Source organism: Gordonia sp. CPCC 205333, from assembly GCF_048537885.1.
In the GTDB taxonomy this organism is placed as follows: Bacteria; Actinomycetota; Actinomycetes; order Mycobacteriales; family Mycobacteriaceae; genus Gordonia.
In genome coordinates this window covers 372,433-389,130 of the sequence record NZ_JBCLVI010000002.1, presented here as the reverse complement: position 1 = coordinate 389,130, position 16,698 = coordinate 372,433, and the positions used below count along the sequence as shown (strand labels likewise).

Below are 16,698 nucleotides of genomic sequence, written 5' to 3'. Positions count from 1 at the left end.
ATCCGCTGAGGGTGAAATTGGTTCGATGACCAGCCGATTTAGTCCTCGCTGCGGCCTGCGGTAAGCTTTTCCAGGCTACACACGGGGTGTGGCGCAGCTTGGTAGCGCGCTTCGTTCGGGACGAAGAGGTCGTGGGTTCGAATCCCGCCACCCCGACGCTTTGGTTGAGAAGCAGTAGAGGCCCCTGACCAGTGGGAACACCGGTTGGGGGCTTCCTCGTTTCTACGGCGCGGCGTCGGCGTCGGTGCCTGTAGTCCGCAGCAGATTTACGAGCCGCGTCCAGAGCGTCCGCAACGCGCTCCAGATCGTCCGGAAACAGGTCCGCATAGACGTCGAGGGTGAGTGCCGCTGAGGCGTGTCCCAGCATCGTTTGTGCGGCTTTCACGTTCGCCCAGGCGTTGATTGCCAACGATGCGGCGCTGTGCACGTAGATCGTGAGAGATGCGAGTCGTAACACTTACCTCATTGACACCTTTTATATACAAGAACCACACAGGCGACAGCTGTGATCGCTCAACTACATGGGTACCGAGAGCCCCGATTCGCAGGGCTCAATGGGGGGAGGGCCAGTTCGGCTCCACCGCCCGCTCGTGCATGACCGCTTACTGTCGTCAACAGCGCATTTCGGCCTTGTAGTTGCTAACCTTCACCCCTCTGTGCTCCTATGTATCAATAATTCATGTTGATACACACGGCTGAGTATGGGGTTCTGACATGGTTCGCAAGTACGGGGTGGGTATCGCCGCGGCAGGGTTGGCGCTGGCATGTGCATCGGGATTGAGCGGAGTCGCGTCGGTCGCCCCGTCCTCGTTTGCCAATCAGGTCGTGGCTAAGCCGCAGAGAAAGGATGACCATGGCGACTCCAACACACGTCCTCCAAGTGTTCTCCGGTTCCTGGTATGTCGGGCCCGACGAGGACGAAGATTACTTTGAGATGATGTTTAGGGCCTTTGACGAGGAGAACTTCGCCGCCTATATTTTTAGTCTTCCGCGACCGGGGTGGCCGGACGATTTCAAGGCGGAGGAACTAGCCAAAGCTGGAGAGATATTTCTACAGGCAGGCGGAGCGCCGACAAGAATGACTCTTGATACCAGGGTTGAGAAGCACGGCCGCCAATCCCTGTGCGTGGTAGGTCGGACACCATCTGCAGATACCAACACAGCTCCGGAAGAAAGGGTCAAGGTCGGCGAAAACGAGGCAACTGTGCAGCCAAATGAAGTCTTTGAATGGAGGGAGGCCGCTCAAATATTCTATTACTACTATAAGACGATGACCGTTCCAGACGGGTACGTTCTCCGAGAGGTTGCGTAGTTCCAACTCACGCCGATCGCTGGTATCTGTTGATGCCGCAGAACGTACATAGCCGGTCTACTGGTGTGATGAGTAGACCGTGCGAGCATGGCTCGTATGTGGCGGGGTAGCTGTTGCCGTGGTGGTGCTGGCGGTGACCGGTATGTTCTTTGATCCTGCTACTCCGTGGGCATATCTGAATTCGCTGGTTGGTGTTGTTCTGACGGTTGCAGCGTGGCGACTAGGCCTGCGGTGGTGGTTAGTCGTCGCGATATTGCCGCTATGGCCGACAGCGACAAACGAATCGTTGTAAGCGAATGGCGTAGCGGAGCGGCCATTGATCGTTAGTTCGACTACTGCGCATCCCCAGCTCCCGCCGCAGTTTTCGTCTTTCCACCATGTGCTTTGGAAAGTGATGTCGGCAGCACAGCCGTCGCATGCCTTGGAGTTTTGGGTATGCCGCGGCTCGTCACGTACGGGGGACCTCGGTGGCATCCTGATCTGTCTGCGTGGTTGGTGTCGATTGGGGCGACGGGGAACCGTGGGACGCAGTCACCGTTGCTGTAGTCACAGCCCGTCGAGCAGTGGTGGTGCACGCTACTGCTAGGGCGACTGCGGATACGCAGAGTGCAAGCGCGGCGCGGCGCATGGTCGGAACGGTAGTCGCAGGGTGGGCTAGGCGTCATGTGTGACCTAAATCACTGATAACTGCAAACTTTGTTCCCTCTTTTTCCCAGGTTTTCTCGGTATGTCAATTCTCTTGCTATGTCTCCAGAGGCTCTGCGCGGGTCAATAACTCGAGGAACTCTCGGTTGATGAAGAGGCGGTCACGTCCGACCTTGATGTCTCTCAGCAGCCCCGCTTCAGCTAGTGAGCTAAGCCAGCTGGTTGCAGTGGGGCGCGAGACGTCGCATCGCTCTATCACCGTGTTGATCCGACAGTATGGCTGCTCGAATAGGAGTGACTGAAACTCCGAGTGTGCTGCGCCCTTGGAGATTGCTCGGGACCTGTGCCCGAAGTCCGCTTGAAGTGTGTGGATTGCATCGATCTTGCGGAGTGTCATAAGCGAGGTGGTCTCAATCCCTCGGAGGACGTAGAGGACCCACTCCTCCCATGCCTCCTGCGCGGTGACAGCAAGTAGTAGTTGGTAGTAGTCGTTCTTGGTGTCAATGATGTATCGAGATAGGTAAAGGATTGGCATTCGGAGGAGGTTGGCCTCTACCAGCATCAACACATTTAAGATCCGTCCTGTCCTGCCGTTGCCATCCGAGAATGGATGGATGGCTTGGAACTGGTAGTGGGCGGCAGCCATGCGGACCAGTGGATCGACTTTGTTGTTGTGGACGAAGCGCTCCCAGCCAGATAGCTTGTCCATGATCAAGTCGCGACCCTCGGGTGGGCTGTAGATCACCTCGCCGGTGCCGGGGTTCGCGATTCTCGTACCCGGATCGGCGCGCACTTTCATCTCGCGACCCTTGATGATGCTGCAGACGGCTGACGCTGTTGAAGCGGTCAGTCCACGGTCCTGCGTAAGAGAGAACCCAACTCGCAGTGCTGTGCGGTACCGCAAGGTTTCGCGGGTGGCGGGGTCCGCGGCAGCGCTCTCATTGTCGATATGGCGGAACAGTTCGTCGGTGGTGGTGACGATGTTCTCGATCTCGGAGCTTGCTTGTGCTTCGAGGACAGGTATCGAATTGATCAATACCGTGGGATTGCGCATCGAAACTGCCGCCTGATCCAGTTTGGCGAGTGCAGTGCTTGCGCCGATGGAAGCCCTCAACACGCCCTTGGTTTCGAGGATGTCGGCACTTGGAGGCGGCGGTAGGGTGTTGTAAGGCTTTTCGGGTACCCAGGTCATACGTGAAGCCTCCCACACATATGACCAGACATGCAAAATATTGATGGAACTTTTTACATGTTTTCTGGGAGTGTAAAGTATTTTGCGTGAGGTCCGTCGGTCGGTATTCGCGCCCGCCAGCGACGTGACCTCGCCAGAGTAGCCCCACTCATTGCCGGAGCCGTCAACGTGGCAGCCCAGTTCGCGACGAGGCCCGCGCGGAGGCTCTTGTCGCGGACCCCGGCGAAACTCCACCGAAACTCGCGCCTCAGACCTCTCGTCGATTCGACCATTCATCCAATCTCAACTGATCATGTAGTCACCCGCCGGAAGCTCGACTTCGAACGGCACTTCTGCTTCGCAGACGTCCTGTTGATGGCGGGACGTGGAAGGCAATGAATCCTGCCGCGACTGAGTATTGCTGTTTAGCGTTGCAGTTCAACCCTTTCCGGGGCGGTTGATTGCTGGGCCTCAGTTGCCGCTGAATTCGTCCAGGATCTGATGGATGGCGATCGCATCATTGGCTCGTGCGGCACGTGTCGTCCCAGAAACGATGTCGTCGCGTATGGCCTGATACAGATGCGACGGATTCCGGGCTGCCAACGGCAGACCGTCCGATGGCGCCACAAGTGTCTCGACACCGTCCGGTGTCCTGACCTCAGCCGACCAGTCCGCCATCTGCGGCTGACGCAGACGCAGCTCGCCGTCGGCGATGGTGCGAAGTGTCACTCGGCCAGCTGACCCGACGATGGTGATTTCGGTGCCGGGGGCGAGATCTCCGTCGGTGAGCGAGATCGTCGCGATACCCGGATCGAGATCGATATAGCCGGTAATGACGTCGGGACTGGTGGCGTCAACCACGCCGCCGTCGGCCGAGAGGTGTTGTGTGCGTACCAGTCTCGCTGTACCTGTGACCCTCTCGGGGGCAGCGGGCGGTGATCCCAGGGCGGTGAATAACGCCGACAGAGCGTGTCCGCCCAAGATTTCTAGAGTGCCGGCTCCGCTGCGGATGTCGAGCGTGTAAGCCGATGCCGCTGGTACCGGTTCCTTGCTCGCCCGTGATGCTCTGACTGTGGCGCTCAGGACCGTGCCGATCCTTCCGTCGCCGACGAGCCGCCCAGTCTGGACGAGTACCGGGTTCGCCGCTGCTTGCAACCCGACGAATGCGGTGATGTTGTTCTCCCCGAACAGCTCTGCTAGCTGGATCGCCTCCGAGGTGGAAACGCCCATCGGCCACTCGCAGAGTACGGGCTTACGCGCAGCGACGATTTGTTCGATGACGGCTCGGTGCAGGGGAGCCTTCACCGACACCGTGATCAGGTCCACCTCCGGGTCGGACGCGAGATGGGCGGCATCGGTATACCAGCGGTCGATGCCCCATTTCTTCGCGGCGTGCTTGGCCGACTCAGGCCTGGATGTAGCGATTGCTCCAAGCCGCAGCCCCGGTGTTTTCGTCAGTGCGGGGAGATGCGCCACGTCCGCCCACCCGGATGCGCCAATTACGCCGACCGACAGTTCCCGACCTTGCGGGTTCGAATATTCTGGAACCATGACGAACAGCGTACCTGACGGTTCGAGAAAATTGGAACCTCCCATACGGCATGATCCTGAGTGGGTCGCCAAGGTCCTACGCGCCCTGTCCGATCCCGTGCGACTGGAGATGGTCCGCCGTTTGCGTGACGGCGGTCCGGACCAGGGCTGCAGCGATCTCTATGACAACCTGCCGAAATCGACTGCCTCCTACCACTTTTCGATTCTTCGGAGCTGCGGGCTGATCGAACAGCATGATGTCGCGGGACGTCGGCTCAATAGCCTCCGCGACGATTTCGTCGAACAATTCGCGCCGGGGCTACTCGACGCCGTCTACGGCTCGGCGATCGAGCGCGAACCGAATGGGTCAGACTCTCGGTGACTTCGCGACCCCGAGCGCTTTGGACGGGTATTCGTGCAGCACCAACGACGTGGTGACCGGTCCGTAGCGCGCCAGTGAATCGACCACCGCCTCCAGCCTCCCCGCATCGCGGCAGTGGGTATCGAAGATCAGGCAGTCCTCGCCGGTGACTCGCAGGGTCGAGGCGAGTTCCGGTGTCCGCGAGGCGAGTTCAAGAGCCTTCGGCAACTGGGCGTGCGTGGTCCGGAGGCGAATGACCGCGTGGATGTTGAGACCCAGTGCTATCGGGTCGACGACCGCGCGATAGCCGGTGATGATCCCGGACTTCTCCAGCCGTACGATACGCGCGCTCGCAGCAGGTTGAGACAATCCGACCCGACGCCCCACCTCCGCGCCGGTGAGCCGTCCGTCCTGTTGAAGAAGTTCCAGGATGTCTTGGTCGATTCGATCGAGTGATTCCATCTTCTTCTCCGGTCATCGCGTTGATTTCATTTGCCAAGCTTTGCCCGCAAGCCTGATTCCAGCACACTTTGAGCAAGACTTGGGTCCGCAGGATAGTTCTACGAATGAAATGGTTGGTGATCGTGGTCGCATACGTCGTCATCCCCGGTATCGATGGATCGGACGAGCAGCACTGGCAGACCAGGTGGGAGCGCGATTGGGGCTGTACTGCGGTGCGGATCTCGCCGACGTCATGGTCCGCGCCTGATCTGGACAATTGGGTTGACGCGGTTCAGGTTGCCTACGATCACTCCGTCGAGCGAGACCCCGACGTCGTCCTGGTAGCCCACAGCCTTGGCTGCTGGGCCGCATCCCGGTGGTTGACCAAGAACCCGGAACGATTGGTATGGGGCGCGTTCATGGTGGCTCCGCCAGACCTGAACGGCCAGGGCTTTCCGCGACAAGCGGCACCGACATTCCTTGGTGCCGAGCCAGAACCATTGGAGTGTCCCAGTCGTGTAGTCGCCAGTGTGAATGATCCGTACTGCACAGTCGATGCCGCCGTGCAGATTGCCGCAGGATGGGGATCTCCCTTACACCTGGCCGGCAGCGTGGGGCATATCAACTCGGCCAGTGGCCTCGGCTGGTGGCGGGACGGCAGGGATCTGTTGGACACGTTTGTCAAGCGCTGACGACTATCGCAGGGCAGACTGCCGTCACCTCAACATCGTGACGAAGATTCAGGGTGGTCGCCCGATCTCTGCTCCTGAGAAATGCCGCCTTCACCCCGTTTGGGTGATGTGGCGTCGCACCCAGTGCGATGTCGTAGTTGATGGCGACATACATCGGCGGAGCAGAGTAAGGGGCCGGATATGGCTGAAGACACGGCAACTCGCGATGGTTCCCCAGTTGGAACCGCGCGTCCCGCAACGAATTACATAACGTGGACCGCCTTGGCCCTAATGACCGTGTCGTCAGTTGCCAGCCTCAGGCCAGCGCCGACGATGGCCGTCTACGGCCTCGCATGTGTCTTCCTTTACGTGCTGCCCGCGATAGTGTTCCTCGTTCCGACAGCGTTGGTGTCAGCCGAGCTGGCCTCGGGGTGGTCCGGTGGTGTGTATCGCTGGGTGACTGAAGGGATTTCGCCCAATATGGGTTTCGCTGCGGCCTGGCATCAGTTCGCGATGACGATCTTCTACTACCCGACGCTGCTGTCCTTCGTCGCGAGCACCCTTGCCTACGTGATCAATCCGGAACTGGCGTCCAGTGGCGTGTTCACGGCGGTCGTGATCATCGTCTTCTATTGGGCAGGTGTCCTTCTCGCACTACGTGGCGGAATCGGTGTCATCGCGAAGTTGGCATCTAGCGGCGTGCTCATCGGCACGCTAGTCCCCGGTGCTGCTGGGTATTGTTTTTCTCCTGCAAGGCAATCCGTCTGCGGCGCCGATGAGCGGCAGCCACATCTTCCCCGCCTGGACTGGAATCGCGAGCATAGTGCTAATCGTCAGCAACTTCGGGGCCTACTCCGGTATGGAGATGAACGCGGTACATGTCAACGAGCTTGAGAAGCCCGAAAGACAGTTCCCGCGAGCCATGTTCGTGGCGGTCATCCTCGTCCTGGTGATCTTAATTCTGCCGCCCCTGGCGATCTCGTGGGTAGTGCCTTCGGAGCAGATCAGTCTGACGGCCGGTGTAATGCAAGCTTTCTCCGTAGTTTTCGGACACTTCGGACTGCAGTGGCTGGTGCCGATCATCGGTCTCGCGATCGTTATCGCTTCGCTGGCTGGCTTCATGACCTGGCTGTCGGGGCCATCGAAGAGCCTGCTGCTGGTTGGCAAAGAGGGTGGCTACCTCCCGCCGTATTTCCAGAAGACGAATAAAGTCGGTGTGCAACAGAACATCCTGGTTGCGCAGGGATGGGTGACGACAGCGTTGGCGCTACTCTTCGCGCTCGTCCCGGCGGTCTCGAACGCCTACTGGATCTTCATGACGATCACTACGTCGGTCTATTTGCTGGTGTACATCTGGCTATTCATCGCCGCCTATCGACTGCGCAAGATCGCACCCAATCATCCGCGCGGCTACCGTGCGCCGGCGTTGCCGCTGTTATGCGCTGTCGGGCTGATCTCGGCGGTCGCAGCCATTGCGATCAGTTTCATTCCGCCGTCGCAGTTCGGCGGCGGAAGCCCGTGGGTCTTCATCGGCATTGTCGGCGGAGGCATACTGCTGCTTGGCCTGATAGTCCCGTGGCTGCTGATAACACTTCGAAAGCCGTCCTGGCGAGTCTCCTCCGACGCGGAAGGTGAAACAGCATGAGCCACAAGGCAATTTACTGGACGGTCGGGGCGGTGATGACCGTCCTGCTGATGGTCATGCTGGTCACCTGGAACTATTCGCGGGACAATGCGGCAGCGCTCGCCAAGGCTGATCGCTTGGTCATCGCGTACCAGGCGGAAGGACTGGCGACCCCGATGTCGGCCAGTCAGGTAGCGCGCGTGCTCGGTGAGGACGGCGGGGTGGTGTGCTCGACGGCGGGCAGCAAAGCGGCGCTCGGTCACCTCAAGACGCAGATTGGGATCGGCGGAGAATTCTATGTCCGCCCAATCATTCTGCCGGAGAACACCTTCGACGGCTTGCGGCTGATCGTCGGGATCTACTGCCCGCAGAACCTTGCCACCGTGCGGGAGTTCATCGCTGATCAGCACTACGCACGATGACGACGGCAGCATCCGCCACAATAGGGTCCCGACGGTGGGTCTCGCTAGCTGCAACGTGTGCGGCGGCCGCGATGGTTTGGCTCGCATTCGCCGATTTCGGTGTGGCCACACCGACGATCGCCGATGCGATGCATGCCGATCAAGGCGGATTGCAGTGGGCCAATAACGCGTTCAGCCTCGTTGCCGGTGCCGTGGTGATCGCGGCAGGAAAATTCGGGGACATCTTTGGCCAGCGTCGAGTGCTGCAGATCGGTATCGCGGTCTTCGCGGCCTGTTCGATTGTCGCTGCCTCGCGCCGGGCGTCGTGATGCTGATCGTCGGTCGCGGCCTGATGGGAATCGGTGCGGCACTGATCCTTCCGGCGACATTGGCGCTCATCCCGCTGCAATTCTCCGGTCGAACGCAATTGACCGCCTTCGGTATCTGGCAGGCTGTCGCCTGGGGAGGGCAAGCCCTTGCCCCGGCGATCGGCGGCATTCTGACCGACGGGCCCGGATGGCGGTGGCTGTTCTGGATCAACGTACCGCTGGGGATAGTCGCGTTCGCTGTCATTCGTTCTGTGACACCGGAATCCGCCGAAGCTGATGCAGACCGCCGGATCGACTGGGGCGGATTCGTCACGATCGGTCTGGCGGTATTCGCACTGCTGTATGCCCTGACGGACGGCCCGACTGCGGGTTGGTCGAGTCCACTGGTTCTCACACTGTTCGTGGCCGCGGTAGTTCTCGCCGTCGCATGGGTGGTAATCGAGGCCAGAGTCAAGTCGCCACTGGTAGACCTGTCATTGTTTCGGCTACGTACCTACGACGGAGCGCTCACCGCCAACCTTACGATGAATCTCGCATACGCGGGCCTCAGTTATGTCCTGGTGCTCTGGTTGCAGAGCGCGCGGGGATATAGCGCCGTCACTGCGGGAATCTTGATGCTGCCGGCGGTCATCGGGATCTTCGGATTCATTCCGTTGGGGGGCCGGATGGACAGCCGTGTCGGTGGCCGGACACCAGTCCTCATCGGGCTTGTCGTGCTTGCGGTGGGCATGGGATTACTGGGCGCGTTGCACGGCGACAGTACGCTCTGGCTGGTCTCGGCGGCTCTTATCGTGATCGGCGCTGGCCTCGGGCTGCTGTCCACCCCGGTGTCGAATACGGCGGTCGGAGATGTGCCCGGCAGCCTCTCGGGCGCCGCAGCCGGGGTCTTCAAGATGTCGAGTATGGTCGGCGGAGCGCTCGGCGTCGCACTGCTGAGCGCCATCGCCCGTGCGCTCACGATCTCGGATTCTCAACGTGCGGTTGCTGACTCGGGAATGACGGACGCCGAGATCGATCAAGCTCACGCAGCACTGGTCAATTCGAATTCGTTCGCCGACGCGTTGGGGCGACTTCCAGCAGAGTTGGAGAGGAAGGTAACCGATGCGGTCGTCGTCGCATTCACCCACGGGCTCGCGGTCACGACAATCGTCACCGCGGTGTTCACCCTCTTCGCCGCCGTGGCAGTGTGGTTCCTGTGGCCGCGCGGTGAGCTGCGAGGCGATGGCGAGTCGACAGACAAATCCTGAATCCTTCAGTACGACAACACAGATAGAGGTGTCCGATGGCTGATGACACACTACGTGCCCGAGTACGCGAGCTAATGCCGCAGGCGAAGGCGGATCTGACCGAGATGGTCAGTTTCCGATCGGTCCACAATCCAGAGCAGTCGCCACCGGAAGAATGCGAGAAGATGGTCGCCTGGCTGCAGGAAACATTCCGCGCCTTGGGGTTCGCCGACGTCGATGCGCATGAGACAAGCGACGGCAGCAAGGCGGTTACCGGCTTTCTCGCAGGCCATGACGATGCTCCGACCGTGCTGCTCTACTTCCATCACGACGTACAACCGCCACTCGGCGAAGACGAATGGGACTCGCCGGTATGGGATCTCACTGAGCGGAATGGCCGCTGGTACGGACGCGGCACGGCTGATTGCAAGGGCAATATCGCGATGCACCTCGCCGCACTCAGAGCACTCGAGGGTCAGATACCGCTGAATATCAAGATCGCCGGCGAAGGTTCCGAAGAGCAGGGCACCGGTGGCATGGAGGATTTCGTTGCCGCCAATCCGGAAATATGTGCTGCCGATGTGATCCTGGTGTGCGATTCGGGCAACTTCGCAGTTGGCCGACCGAGTCTGACGACCACCCTGCGGGGGATGGTCAACGTAGTCGTGACGGTGGAAACACTTTCTTCGGCAATGCATTCCGGCATGTTCGGGGGTGCGGCGCCGGATGCGTTGGCCGCGCTGATCGCCATGCTGGCCACCTTGCGCGATGCTAAGGGCAATACGACGATCGCGGGTGTTGACAACACGGCGACCTGGCCGGGGGTCGACTATCCGGTTGACGCGTTCCGAACAGACGCGAATGTGCTCGACGGAGTCGATCTACTCGGCTCCGCTCGAGTGTCGGATATGGTGTGGGCCCGCCCGGCACTGACCGTGCTGGGTATCGACTGCCCGTCGGTCCTGGGATCGTCGGCGGCTATCGTGCCGAAAACGCGTGCGCGCCTTAATCTTCGAGTGCCGCCGGGGACAGACGTGGCGCGAGCGGAAGACGCGTTGATCGCGCAGCTGACGTCGGCTGCGCCATGGCATGTCAACGTCACCATCGAGCGCGAAGCCGCAGGGGCGCCATTTCGCGGCGCGACGTCAGGACTCGGGTACGAAACAATGGTCGACGCCATGAAAGATGTCTACGGGGTAGCCGATGTGCTGCTAATGGGACAGGGCGGCTCGATCCCGCTGTGCAATGTCTTCGCTGACACCTTCCCCGATGCCGAGATCATGCTTATCGGCGTCGAAGAGCCGCGATGTCTGATCCACGCACCAAACGAAAGTGTTGACCCAACCGAAATTGAGAATATGGCCGTCGTCGAGGCGACATTTTTGCGCGACTATGCCAACCGGTGGGCCGCCGCAAAAGCTGCCCGCGAATAATCGTTACCGCTGAACAGCTTTGGCGACGGTAATGCACTGAGTGACCCAGTCGTGGTCGTCGGCGTCGAGTGCCCGCCCGGCTCGCTGCGCATCCTCGACGGCCCAGTGCGCGTTGAGGATCATCCGGACTATCACCCAGTCGCGGGCGCGATCCTCATCGAGTCTGGCAGCGTCCACGACGGTGAAGAAACGACGTGCGACGCCCGCGCGTGCGTCGTCGGCGATCTCATCCCACCGGTTCCACAGGAGCGGTGCCAACTCGTAATGCGGATCACCCGACATCGGGTTGGGATCGATGACCAACCATGGCTCTCGTTGTGCCGCAAGAACATTCTCGTAGTGCAGGTCGCCGTGGATAAGGGTTCCGGTCGATTCCGGGTCGTCGACGAACTCCCGGCCGCGGCGTAGTGTCTGCTCGATGAGCCGCCGTGGGACCGGCACTCGCGAGGCGTCGTGTTCCAGTGCGTCGAGCCAACGTCGTAGATAGCCGGTCAGCGGCCGAAATTGCGGCGTGGCAGGCCGATGTAGACGCTGGTACAGGCTCGCGGTGATCGCACACGCTTCGACGTCGGGCATCGTGCTCAGATCACCATCGCCAAGCCGCTCGAGCAGCAGCGCGCGACGTTGCGGATCGGCGCGGAACAGTCGAACCGCACCGTCGCCGGCCCATTGTTGCAATGCGAGTCCTTCGAACTCGGATTCGTCGTCGCCGTCGAAGCCGACCTTCAGGACGGCCTCCCTGCCGTCTGCCATTCGCACGGGTGCGACGACCGATGCGAACCCGTGCATCGATTCCCCGACGACGCGCAGTTGCCACTCGGCGAGCAGGTCGTCGCATAGCCGGGGCAGTCGATCGAGCCAGTCCGTCCAGTCCGGGCCCAGCTTTTGCTGAGAACGTAGGTCGGCGGGGATATCCACGCGGCCAGCCTAGCCAGGACCGGGTGCCCCGAGCTACTCCGGTGCCTCCTGCAGCGCGCGTACCTCGACCTTGGATTGGCATGCCGCAGAAGCCTGTTCGGCCCAGGACACCGCTGCCGCCTGGTCGGTGGCCTCAATGATCCAGAACCCGCCGACATACTCCTTTGCCTCGACGAACGGGCCGGGGGTATGCGTCACACTGTCGCCAGTGGCATCGACGGTGATGGCGGTCGACGGCGGGAACAGGCCGCCGGCGGTGACGAATGCACCCGAAGCGATCATGTCGTCGTTGAGCTTTCCGACGGCGGCCATCACAGTTTCGAGTTCGGCCGGATCCATCGACGCCATCGTCGGTTCCTCAGCGCTATCGTGCGGGAGGGTCAAGAAGTATTGGGTCATTGTCTGCTCCGTCGTGAGTCCTGGTGGATGTCACAAGGGCAGACAACGCCCGCACCGAAAACTCATCGCCGCACAGACGATCCGGTCAAACCGATTGAGTTAGCTCAGTTCGGAGGCCAACTGTGGAAGAGACTGCTCAGCGTCGAAGTCGGCATCGCCGTGGCTCACCGCGGTCAGCGTCAGCAGCGTCACCTCGGGGCGGCAGCAGAATCGCGCCGGAGCATACGGTGAGGTGCCCAGCCCTGCGCTGACGTGCAGTTTCATCGAGGAACCCCAGTTGGATACGCCCTTGACGCGCGATCGATCGATCTCGCAGTTGGTCACCAATGCGCCGTAGAACGGCAGGCACAGCTGGCCGCCGTGAGTGTGGCCGGCCATCACCAGGTCGTAGCCGTCGGCAGCGAAACGATCGAGGACGCGAGGTTCGGGTGAATGGGTGAGCCCAAGTCGCAGGTGTGCCAACGGATTCGGGCGGCCGGCCACCGTGTCGTAGCGGTCGCGTCCGATATGCGGATCATCCACGCCGGCCGCCGCGATCCGAACTCCGTTGACCTCCAGCTCCCGTACCGTGTGGGTGGCGTCGAGCCAACCGCGCTCACTGAACGCGGCGCGCAGATCCTGCCAGGGGAGCGGGTCACCATGGACGCGCTGATGGTCTGATTTGAAGTATTTGAACGGATTCTTCGGTTTGGGGCCGAAGTAGTCGTTGGACCCGAATACGAACAGGCCGGGCTGGGAAAGCAAGCCGCCGAGTGCCTGAATAACAGCCGGCACCGCCGCCGGGTGCGACAGATTGTCTCCGGTGTTGACGACGAGATCGGGTTCGAGTGCCTCGAGTTCTGATACCCAAGCTTGTTTGAGATGCTGCCGGGGCAGCATATGCAAATCCGACAGGTGCAATACCCGCAACGGCGACGCGCCAGGCTCAAGGACGGCAAGGGTGTTGTGCCGCAACGCGAATGCGTTGCGCTCGATCACCGTCGAGTAGACGAGCCCGGCCGTCGCGAGCCCAGCAGTGCCGACTGCTAAGCGCGCGCCGGCCGTGGTGGGTGCGAGCAATTTGGTCAGTGCATCCGAGTGCATCACCCTAGGATACTGAACAGCGTCAACCACGGTCGACAATGTCGATGTGCGTTGCCTGCGAGTCGGGCCGGGGTCGGTTAGCCGGGTATCTGAATGACCACCGGACCGACGCCGGGCACCTGCACAGTGGTCTCGGTGGGTCCATTTCCGTCACCCGACGCCTTGCGTCCGTTGCTCACATAGATCGTGATCGTTGAGCCCGGCATCGCGGAATCGGACGGTGCGGTAAATACCACCGTGCCCTGCACTTGCCCGCTGTCGACATCGAGCTGGGTCACCTTGAAACCGGCCTCCTGCAACCGCGACGTCGCCTGGCTGGCGTTGAGTCCCGTCACCGACGGTATCCGGCCGCTATTGGAGCCCGATACGAACCGAGGATCATTCGGAGGTAGTCGGGTGCCGCCGAACTTGTTGGCCACCGGCAACATTGCCGTGTACCAGGTTCGAGCGGGTTCCATGCCGCCATACAGGGTCCCGTCGTAGCACTGACGCAACGGCCCACTGCAGATACCGGACGGGGTAGGGCCGTCGTTGTAGGCGTACGTCGCGGCGGCGAGATTGTTGGTAAAGCCGAGGAAGGCAGCCGACCGGTGTGCTTCGGTGGTGCCGGTCTTGGCCGAAACCGGCAGCGACCAGCCAGTCGAACCGGCCGCCGCAGCCGAGGTGCCGCCGCCCTTGTCGTCGAAGCTCATCGCGTTGGCCAGCGAATTCGCCAATCCGGCCTCGACGACTTGCTCGCACTTGGGTGCGTTGAACGGAACGGTCGAGAGCGCCGGACGGTTGTCGGCACCCATCACGACGTTGCCGTAGCGGTCACGTTTGACCTTGCTGATCGACGCGATCGGGTTCGGTGGGCACCAGGTGCCGCCGGATGCGAGTGTTGCCGCGACGTTGGACAATTCCAGACCGTTAATCGGTACCGGGCCGAGTGTGAACGAACCGAGATTGCCGTCTTTGACGTACTGCGCGACACTCTTCTCGCCGAAGCCAGAGGTACCTGGTGAGTTGTACGACCGCATGCCGAGCCGGACCGCCATATCGACGGTCGGCTTCACGCCGATTTGCTGGAGGAGTTTGACGAAAGCCGTGTTGGGGGACTGTGCCAGCGCCTGACTGATTGACATGGTTGCGGGGTATTTGCCGTCATTCTTGACGCAGTAGGAGTTGGCGGGACAGCCATTGGAGCCGCCGCTGTTACCCATGCCTTCGACGGCGACGAATCCGGGTACCGGGATCGACGACCCGGTGCCCAGGCCCTTCTCCATCGCGGCGGCGACAGTGAACACCTTGAACACCGAACCGGCGCCATCGCCGACCATCGAGAACGGCTGAGGCTGCATCGTCTGCCCGGCCCTGATGTTGAGGCCGTATTCGCGGCTGGAGCCCATCGCGAGGACATCGTGTGACTGTTTGCCCGGACGGACGACGCTCATCACCTCGGCGACGCCGTCGGCGCGCGGGTCGGCGTTGGCCCGCAGGGACCGGACCGTCGAGCGTTGAACCTCGGGGTCGAGCGTGGTGCGGATGATGTAGCCGCCGCGCAACACGGAGTTTCGGGACAGTCCGTTTTCGGCGAGGAACTGCAATGCGTAGTCGCAGAAGAAGCCGTTGTTGCCCGCCGCGATGCAGCCCTGCTTGGCGGTCTTCGGGGTCGGCAGTACGCCCAGCGGTGTGGTCTTGGCCGCCACCAACTCTGCGCGGCGTGACGGGAAGTTTTGAATCATAGTGTCGAGTACGGTGTTTCGACGTTCGAGCGTGGCTTTGGGGTCGTTGTACGGGTTAAGCGCCGAACTCGACTGCACCATGCCGGCGAGCATCGCGGCCTGCTCGACCTTGAGGTCCTTGGCGGGGATGCCGAAATATGTTTGCGCGGCGGCCTCGATGCCGTAGGCGTTGCTGCCGAATGGCACGACGTTCAGGTACCGCGTCACCACCTGCTTCTTAGCTTCCTGCTTGGCAGCCGCGTCGGACAGTCCCCGGTCGCGTTTGGCCTGATCGGCGAGCGTCTGCTCCAGGGTCAACGCCATGCGTACCTCGCGCAGCTTTCGAGCGGGGGTGGTCTCGATAGCGGCGTTCTTGTCGGCCTCGGTGCGAGCGAGTACCAGCAATTGGTAATTCTTGATGTACTGCTGATCGAGCGTCGACGCTCCCTGTTGCACTTCACCCGACGACGAGTTTTTCAGAGCGGCGCGGATGGTGCCCTTCCAGTCGACGCCGTCGTGTTCGAGGAAGCGACGGTCCTCGATGGAGATGATCGCGCGGATCATGTCGGGGGAGATGTCGTTGTAGCCGACCTGCAGACGGTACTGGTCGTAGAGAAGTGCGATCGGCTTGCCAGCGGCGTCGGTCATCGTGGTGACCTCGGGAACGGTGCCGTTCAACAACTCCGACGATACGTTTTCCACCGCACTGGCCGCGCGATTGGAGGCAACGCCGAGACCGCTGGCTACGGGAAACAGGAGTCCGGCGACCAGAACGCCAGCGAGCAGACAACACCCGGCGAGCGGCGCGAGTTTCTTCACAAACGACACGTTGCACAGGATACGTTGCGCCGGTGACGTTCTGCGGGAGCGCAGTCAAATGTGGGTGGGGTTAGGGCCCTGGCCTGCGTTGATTGCAAGAGTTCGCACGCTCGTGCCATTTTCTTCCGCTCAGGGCTTGCAAATTTGAGTGATCCATACCTAGATTGTCTGCAGAGTGTGACTCACATAACACTTTAAAAACGGGAATGTGGGCGTGTGTGTGTACAACTAGAGATAGGGGTCTAAGGATGACGTCAGCGACAGTGACGACCGGAGAAACCGAGGCTCGGCTTGCGTGGGTTTCCAACGCCAAATGCCGAGGCGCCGATCCAGATCAGCTGTTCGTCCGCGGTGCGGCGCAGCGAAAAGCAGCAACTATTTGCCGGCATTGCCCGGTCCAACTCGAATGCGGAGCCGATGCTCTCGACAATCGTGTCGAGTTCGGTGTGTGGGGCGGCATGACTGAACGCCAGCGCCGCGCCTTACTCCGCCAGCATCCCGAAGTGACTTCCTGGGCCTCGTTCTTCGAGGCGCAACGTCAACGCCATCGGAGTGCGTAGTCGGTTTGTCCGATACGTGCTGCGACCTGCGAGTAGCCGCGCCCAGCGTGGCACCTGTCGTCGCGATGCGCT

18 protein-coding genes and 1 tRNA gene are annotated in these 16,698 nt (G+C 61.3%); 12 read left to right on the top strand and 7 right to left on the bottom strand.

The window, feature by feature from the left end; all coding sequences use genetic code 11:
- The first annotated feature begins 82 nt into the window (after window positions 1–82).
- The 3 genes from AAFP29_RS07380 to AAFP29_RS07370 all read left to right on the top strand — a co-directional run bounded on the left by AAFP29_RS07380 (window position 83) and on the right by AAFP29_RS07370 (window position 1,604).
- Window positions 83–156 (top strand) — tRNA-Pro (locus AAFP29_RS07380).
- Window positions 157–853: 697 nt separating this feature from the next.
- Complete coding sequence (locus AAFP29_RS07375) at window positions 854–1,312, top strand: hypothetical protein (RefSeq protein WP_419216697.1); 459 nt, start codon at window positions 854–856, stop codon at window positions 1,310–1,312.
- A 79-nt stretch (window positions 1,313–1,391) separates the two neighbouring features.
- Window positions 1,392–1,604, top strand: a complete 213-nt coding sequence (locus AAFP29_RS07370) for a hypothetical protein (protein WP_419216696.1) — start codon at window positions 1,392–1,394, stop codon at window positions 1,602–1,604.
- 450 nt (window positions 1,605–2,054) lie between these two features.
- Here the strand turns inward: AAFP29_RS07370 and AAFP29_RS07365 are convergent, their stop codons facing one another.
- Complete coding sequence (locus AAFP29_RS07365; RefSeq protein WP_419216695.1) at window positions 2,055–3,149, bottom strand: Fic family protein; 1,095 nt, start codon at window positions 3,147–3,149, stop codon at window positions 2,055–2,057.
- Between the two features lie 450 nt (window positions 3,150–3,599).
- Entirely contained in the window at window positions 3,600–4,679 is a 1,080-nt protein-coding gene (locus tag AAFP29_RS07360) for a Gfo/Idh/MocA family protein (protein ID WP_419216694.1), read from the bottom strand.
- Between AAFP29_RS07360 and AAFP29_RS07355 the strand changes: the two genes are divergently transcribed.
- Complete coding sequence (locus AAFP29_RS07355) at window positions 4,678–5,040, top strand: ArsR/SmtB family transcription factor (protein ID WP_419216693.1); 363 nt, start codon at window positions 4,678–4,680, stop codon at window positions 5,038–5,040. The genes AAFP29_RS07360 and AAFP29_RS07355 overlap by 2 nt on opposite strands.
- Here AAFP29_RS07355 and AAFP29_RS07350 read toward each other — a convergent pair.
- Window positions 5,026–5,481 carry an Lrp/AsnC family transcriptional regulator gene (locus AAFP29_RS07350; protein WP_419216692.1) on the bottom strand — a complete coding sequence of 152 codons (456 nt, stop codon included), beginning with the start codon at window positions 5,479–5,481 and terminating at the stop codon, window positions 5,026–5,028. The genes AAFP29_RS07355 and AAFP29_RS07350 overlap by 15 nt on opposite strands.
- 104 nt (window positions 5,482–5,585) lie before the next feature.
- Between AAFP29_RS07350 and AAFP29_RS07345 the strand changes: the two genes are divergently transcribed.
- The 7 genes from AAFP29_RS07345 (at window position 5,586) to AAFP29_RS07315 (ending at window position 11,144) form a co-directional block, all read left to right on the top strand.
- Window positions 5,586–6,152, top strand: coding sequence for an RBBP9/YdeN family alpha/beta hydrolase (locus AAFP29_RS07345; protein WP_419216691.1), 567 nt, complete (start codon window positions 5,586–5,588; stop codon window positions 6,150–6,152).
- Between the two features lie 270 nt (window positions 6,153–6,422).
- Entirely contained in the window at window positions 6,423–7,025 is a 603-nt protein-coding gene (locus tag AAFP29_RS07340) for an amino acid permease (RefSeq protein ID WP_419217234.1), read from the top strand.
- A complete protein-coding gene (locus AAFP29_RS07335) occupies window positions 6,907–7,776 on the top strand; it encodes an APC family permease (protein WP_419216690.1) in 870 nt (289 codons plus the stop codon). Before AAFP29_RS07340 ends, AAFP29_RS07335 begins: the two co-directional genes overlap by 119 nt.
- Complete coding sequence (locus AAFP29_RS07330; protein WP_419216689.1) at window positions 7,773–8,177, top strand: hypothetical protein; 405 nt, start codon at window positions 7,773–7,775, stop codon at window positions 8,175–8,177. The genes AAFP29_RS07335 and AAFP29_RS07330 overlap by 4 nt, the downstream gene beginning before the upstream one ends.
- A gap of 71 nt (window positions 8,178–8,248) precedes the next feature.
- A complete protein-coding gene (locus tag AAFP29_RS07325; protein WP_419216688.1) occupies window positions 8,249–8,485 on the top strand; it encodes an MFS transporter in 237 nt (78 codons plus the stop codon).
- Entirely contained in the window at window positions 8,485–9,732 is a 1,248-nt protein-coding gene (locus AAFP29_RS07320; protein WP_419216687.1) for an MFS transporter, read from the top strand. Before AAFP29_RS07325 ends, AAFP29_RS07320 begins: the two co-directional genes overlap by 1 nt.
- A 35-nt stretch (window positions 9,733–9,767) precedes the next feature.
- A complete protein-coding gene (locus AAFP29_RS07315; protein WP_419216686.1) occupies window positions 9,768–11,144 on the top strand; it encodes a dipeptidase in 1,377 nt (458 codons plus the stop codon).
- Between the two features lie 3 nt (window positions 11,145–11,147).
- Here the strand turns inward: AAFP29_RS07315 and AAFP29_RS07310 are convergent, their stop codons facing one another.
- The 4 genes from AAFP29_RS07310 to AAFP29_RS07295 all read right to left on the bottom strand — a co-directional run bounded on the left by AAFP29_RS07310 (window position 11,148) and on the right by AAFP29_RS07295 (window position 16,075).
- A complete protein-coding gene (locus tag AAFP29_RS07310; RefSeq protein ID WP_419216685.1) occupies window positions 11,148–12,062 on the bottom strand; it encodes an aminoglycoside phosphotransferase family protein in 915 nt (304 codons plus the stop codon).
- 33 nt (window positions 12,063–12,095) lie between these two features.
- Complete coding sequence (locus tag AAFP29_RS07305; protein WP_419216684.1) at window positions 12,096–12,461, bottom strand: YciI family protein; 366 nt, start codon at window positions 12,459–12,461, stop codon at window positions 12,096–12,098.
- A 99-nt stretch (window positions 12,462–12,560) separates the two neighbouring features.
- The gene (locus AAFP29_RS07300) at window positions 12,561–13,544 is read right to left on the bottom strand and encodes a metallophosphoesterase (protein WP_419216683.1); all 984 of its coding nucleotides are present in this window, start codon (window positions 13,542–13,544) and stop codon (window positions 12,561–12,563) included.
- Window positions 13,545–13,621: 77 nt separating this feature from the next.
- The gene (locus tag AAFP29_RS07295; protein ID WP_419216682.1) at window positions 13,622–16,075 is read right to left on the bottom strand and encodes a transglycosylase domain-containing protein; all 2,454 of its coding nucleotides are present in this window, start codon (window positions 16,073–16,075) and stop codon (window positions 13,622–13,624) included.
- 239 nt (window positions 16,076–16,314) lie between these two features.
- Between AAFP29_RS07295 and AAFP29_RS07290 the strand changes: the two genes are divergently transcribed.
- On the top strand, window positions 16,315–16,626 hold the full coding sequence (locus AAFP29_RS07290; RefSeq protein WP_419216681.1) for a WhiB family transcriptional regulator: 312 nt from the start codon (window positions 16,315–16,317) through the stop codon (window positions 16,624–16,626).
- The last annotated feature ends 72 nt before the right edge of the window (window positions 16,627–16,698 follow it).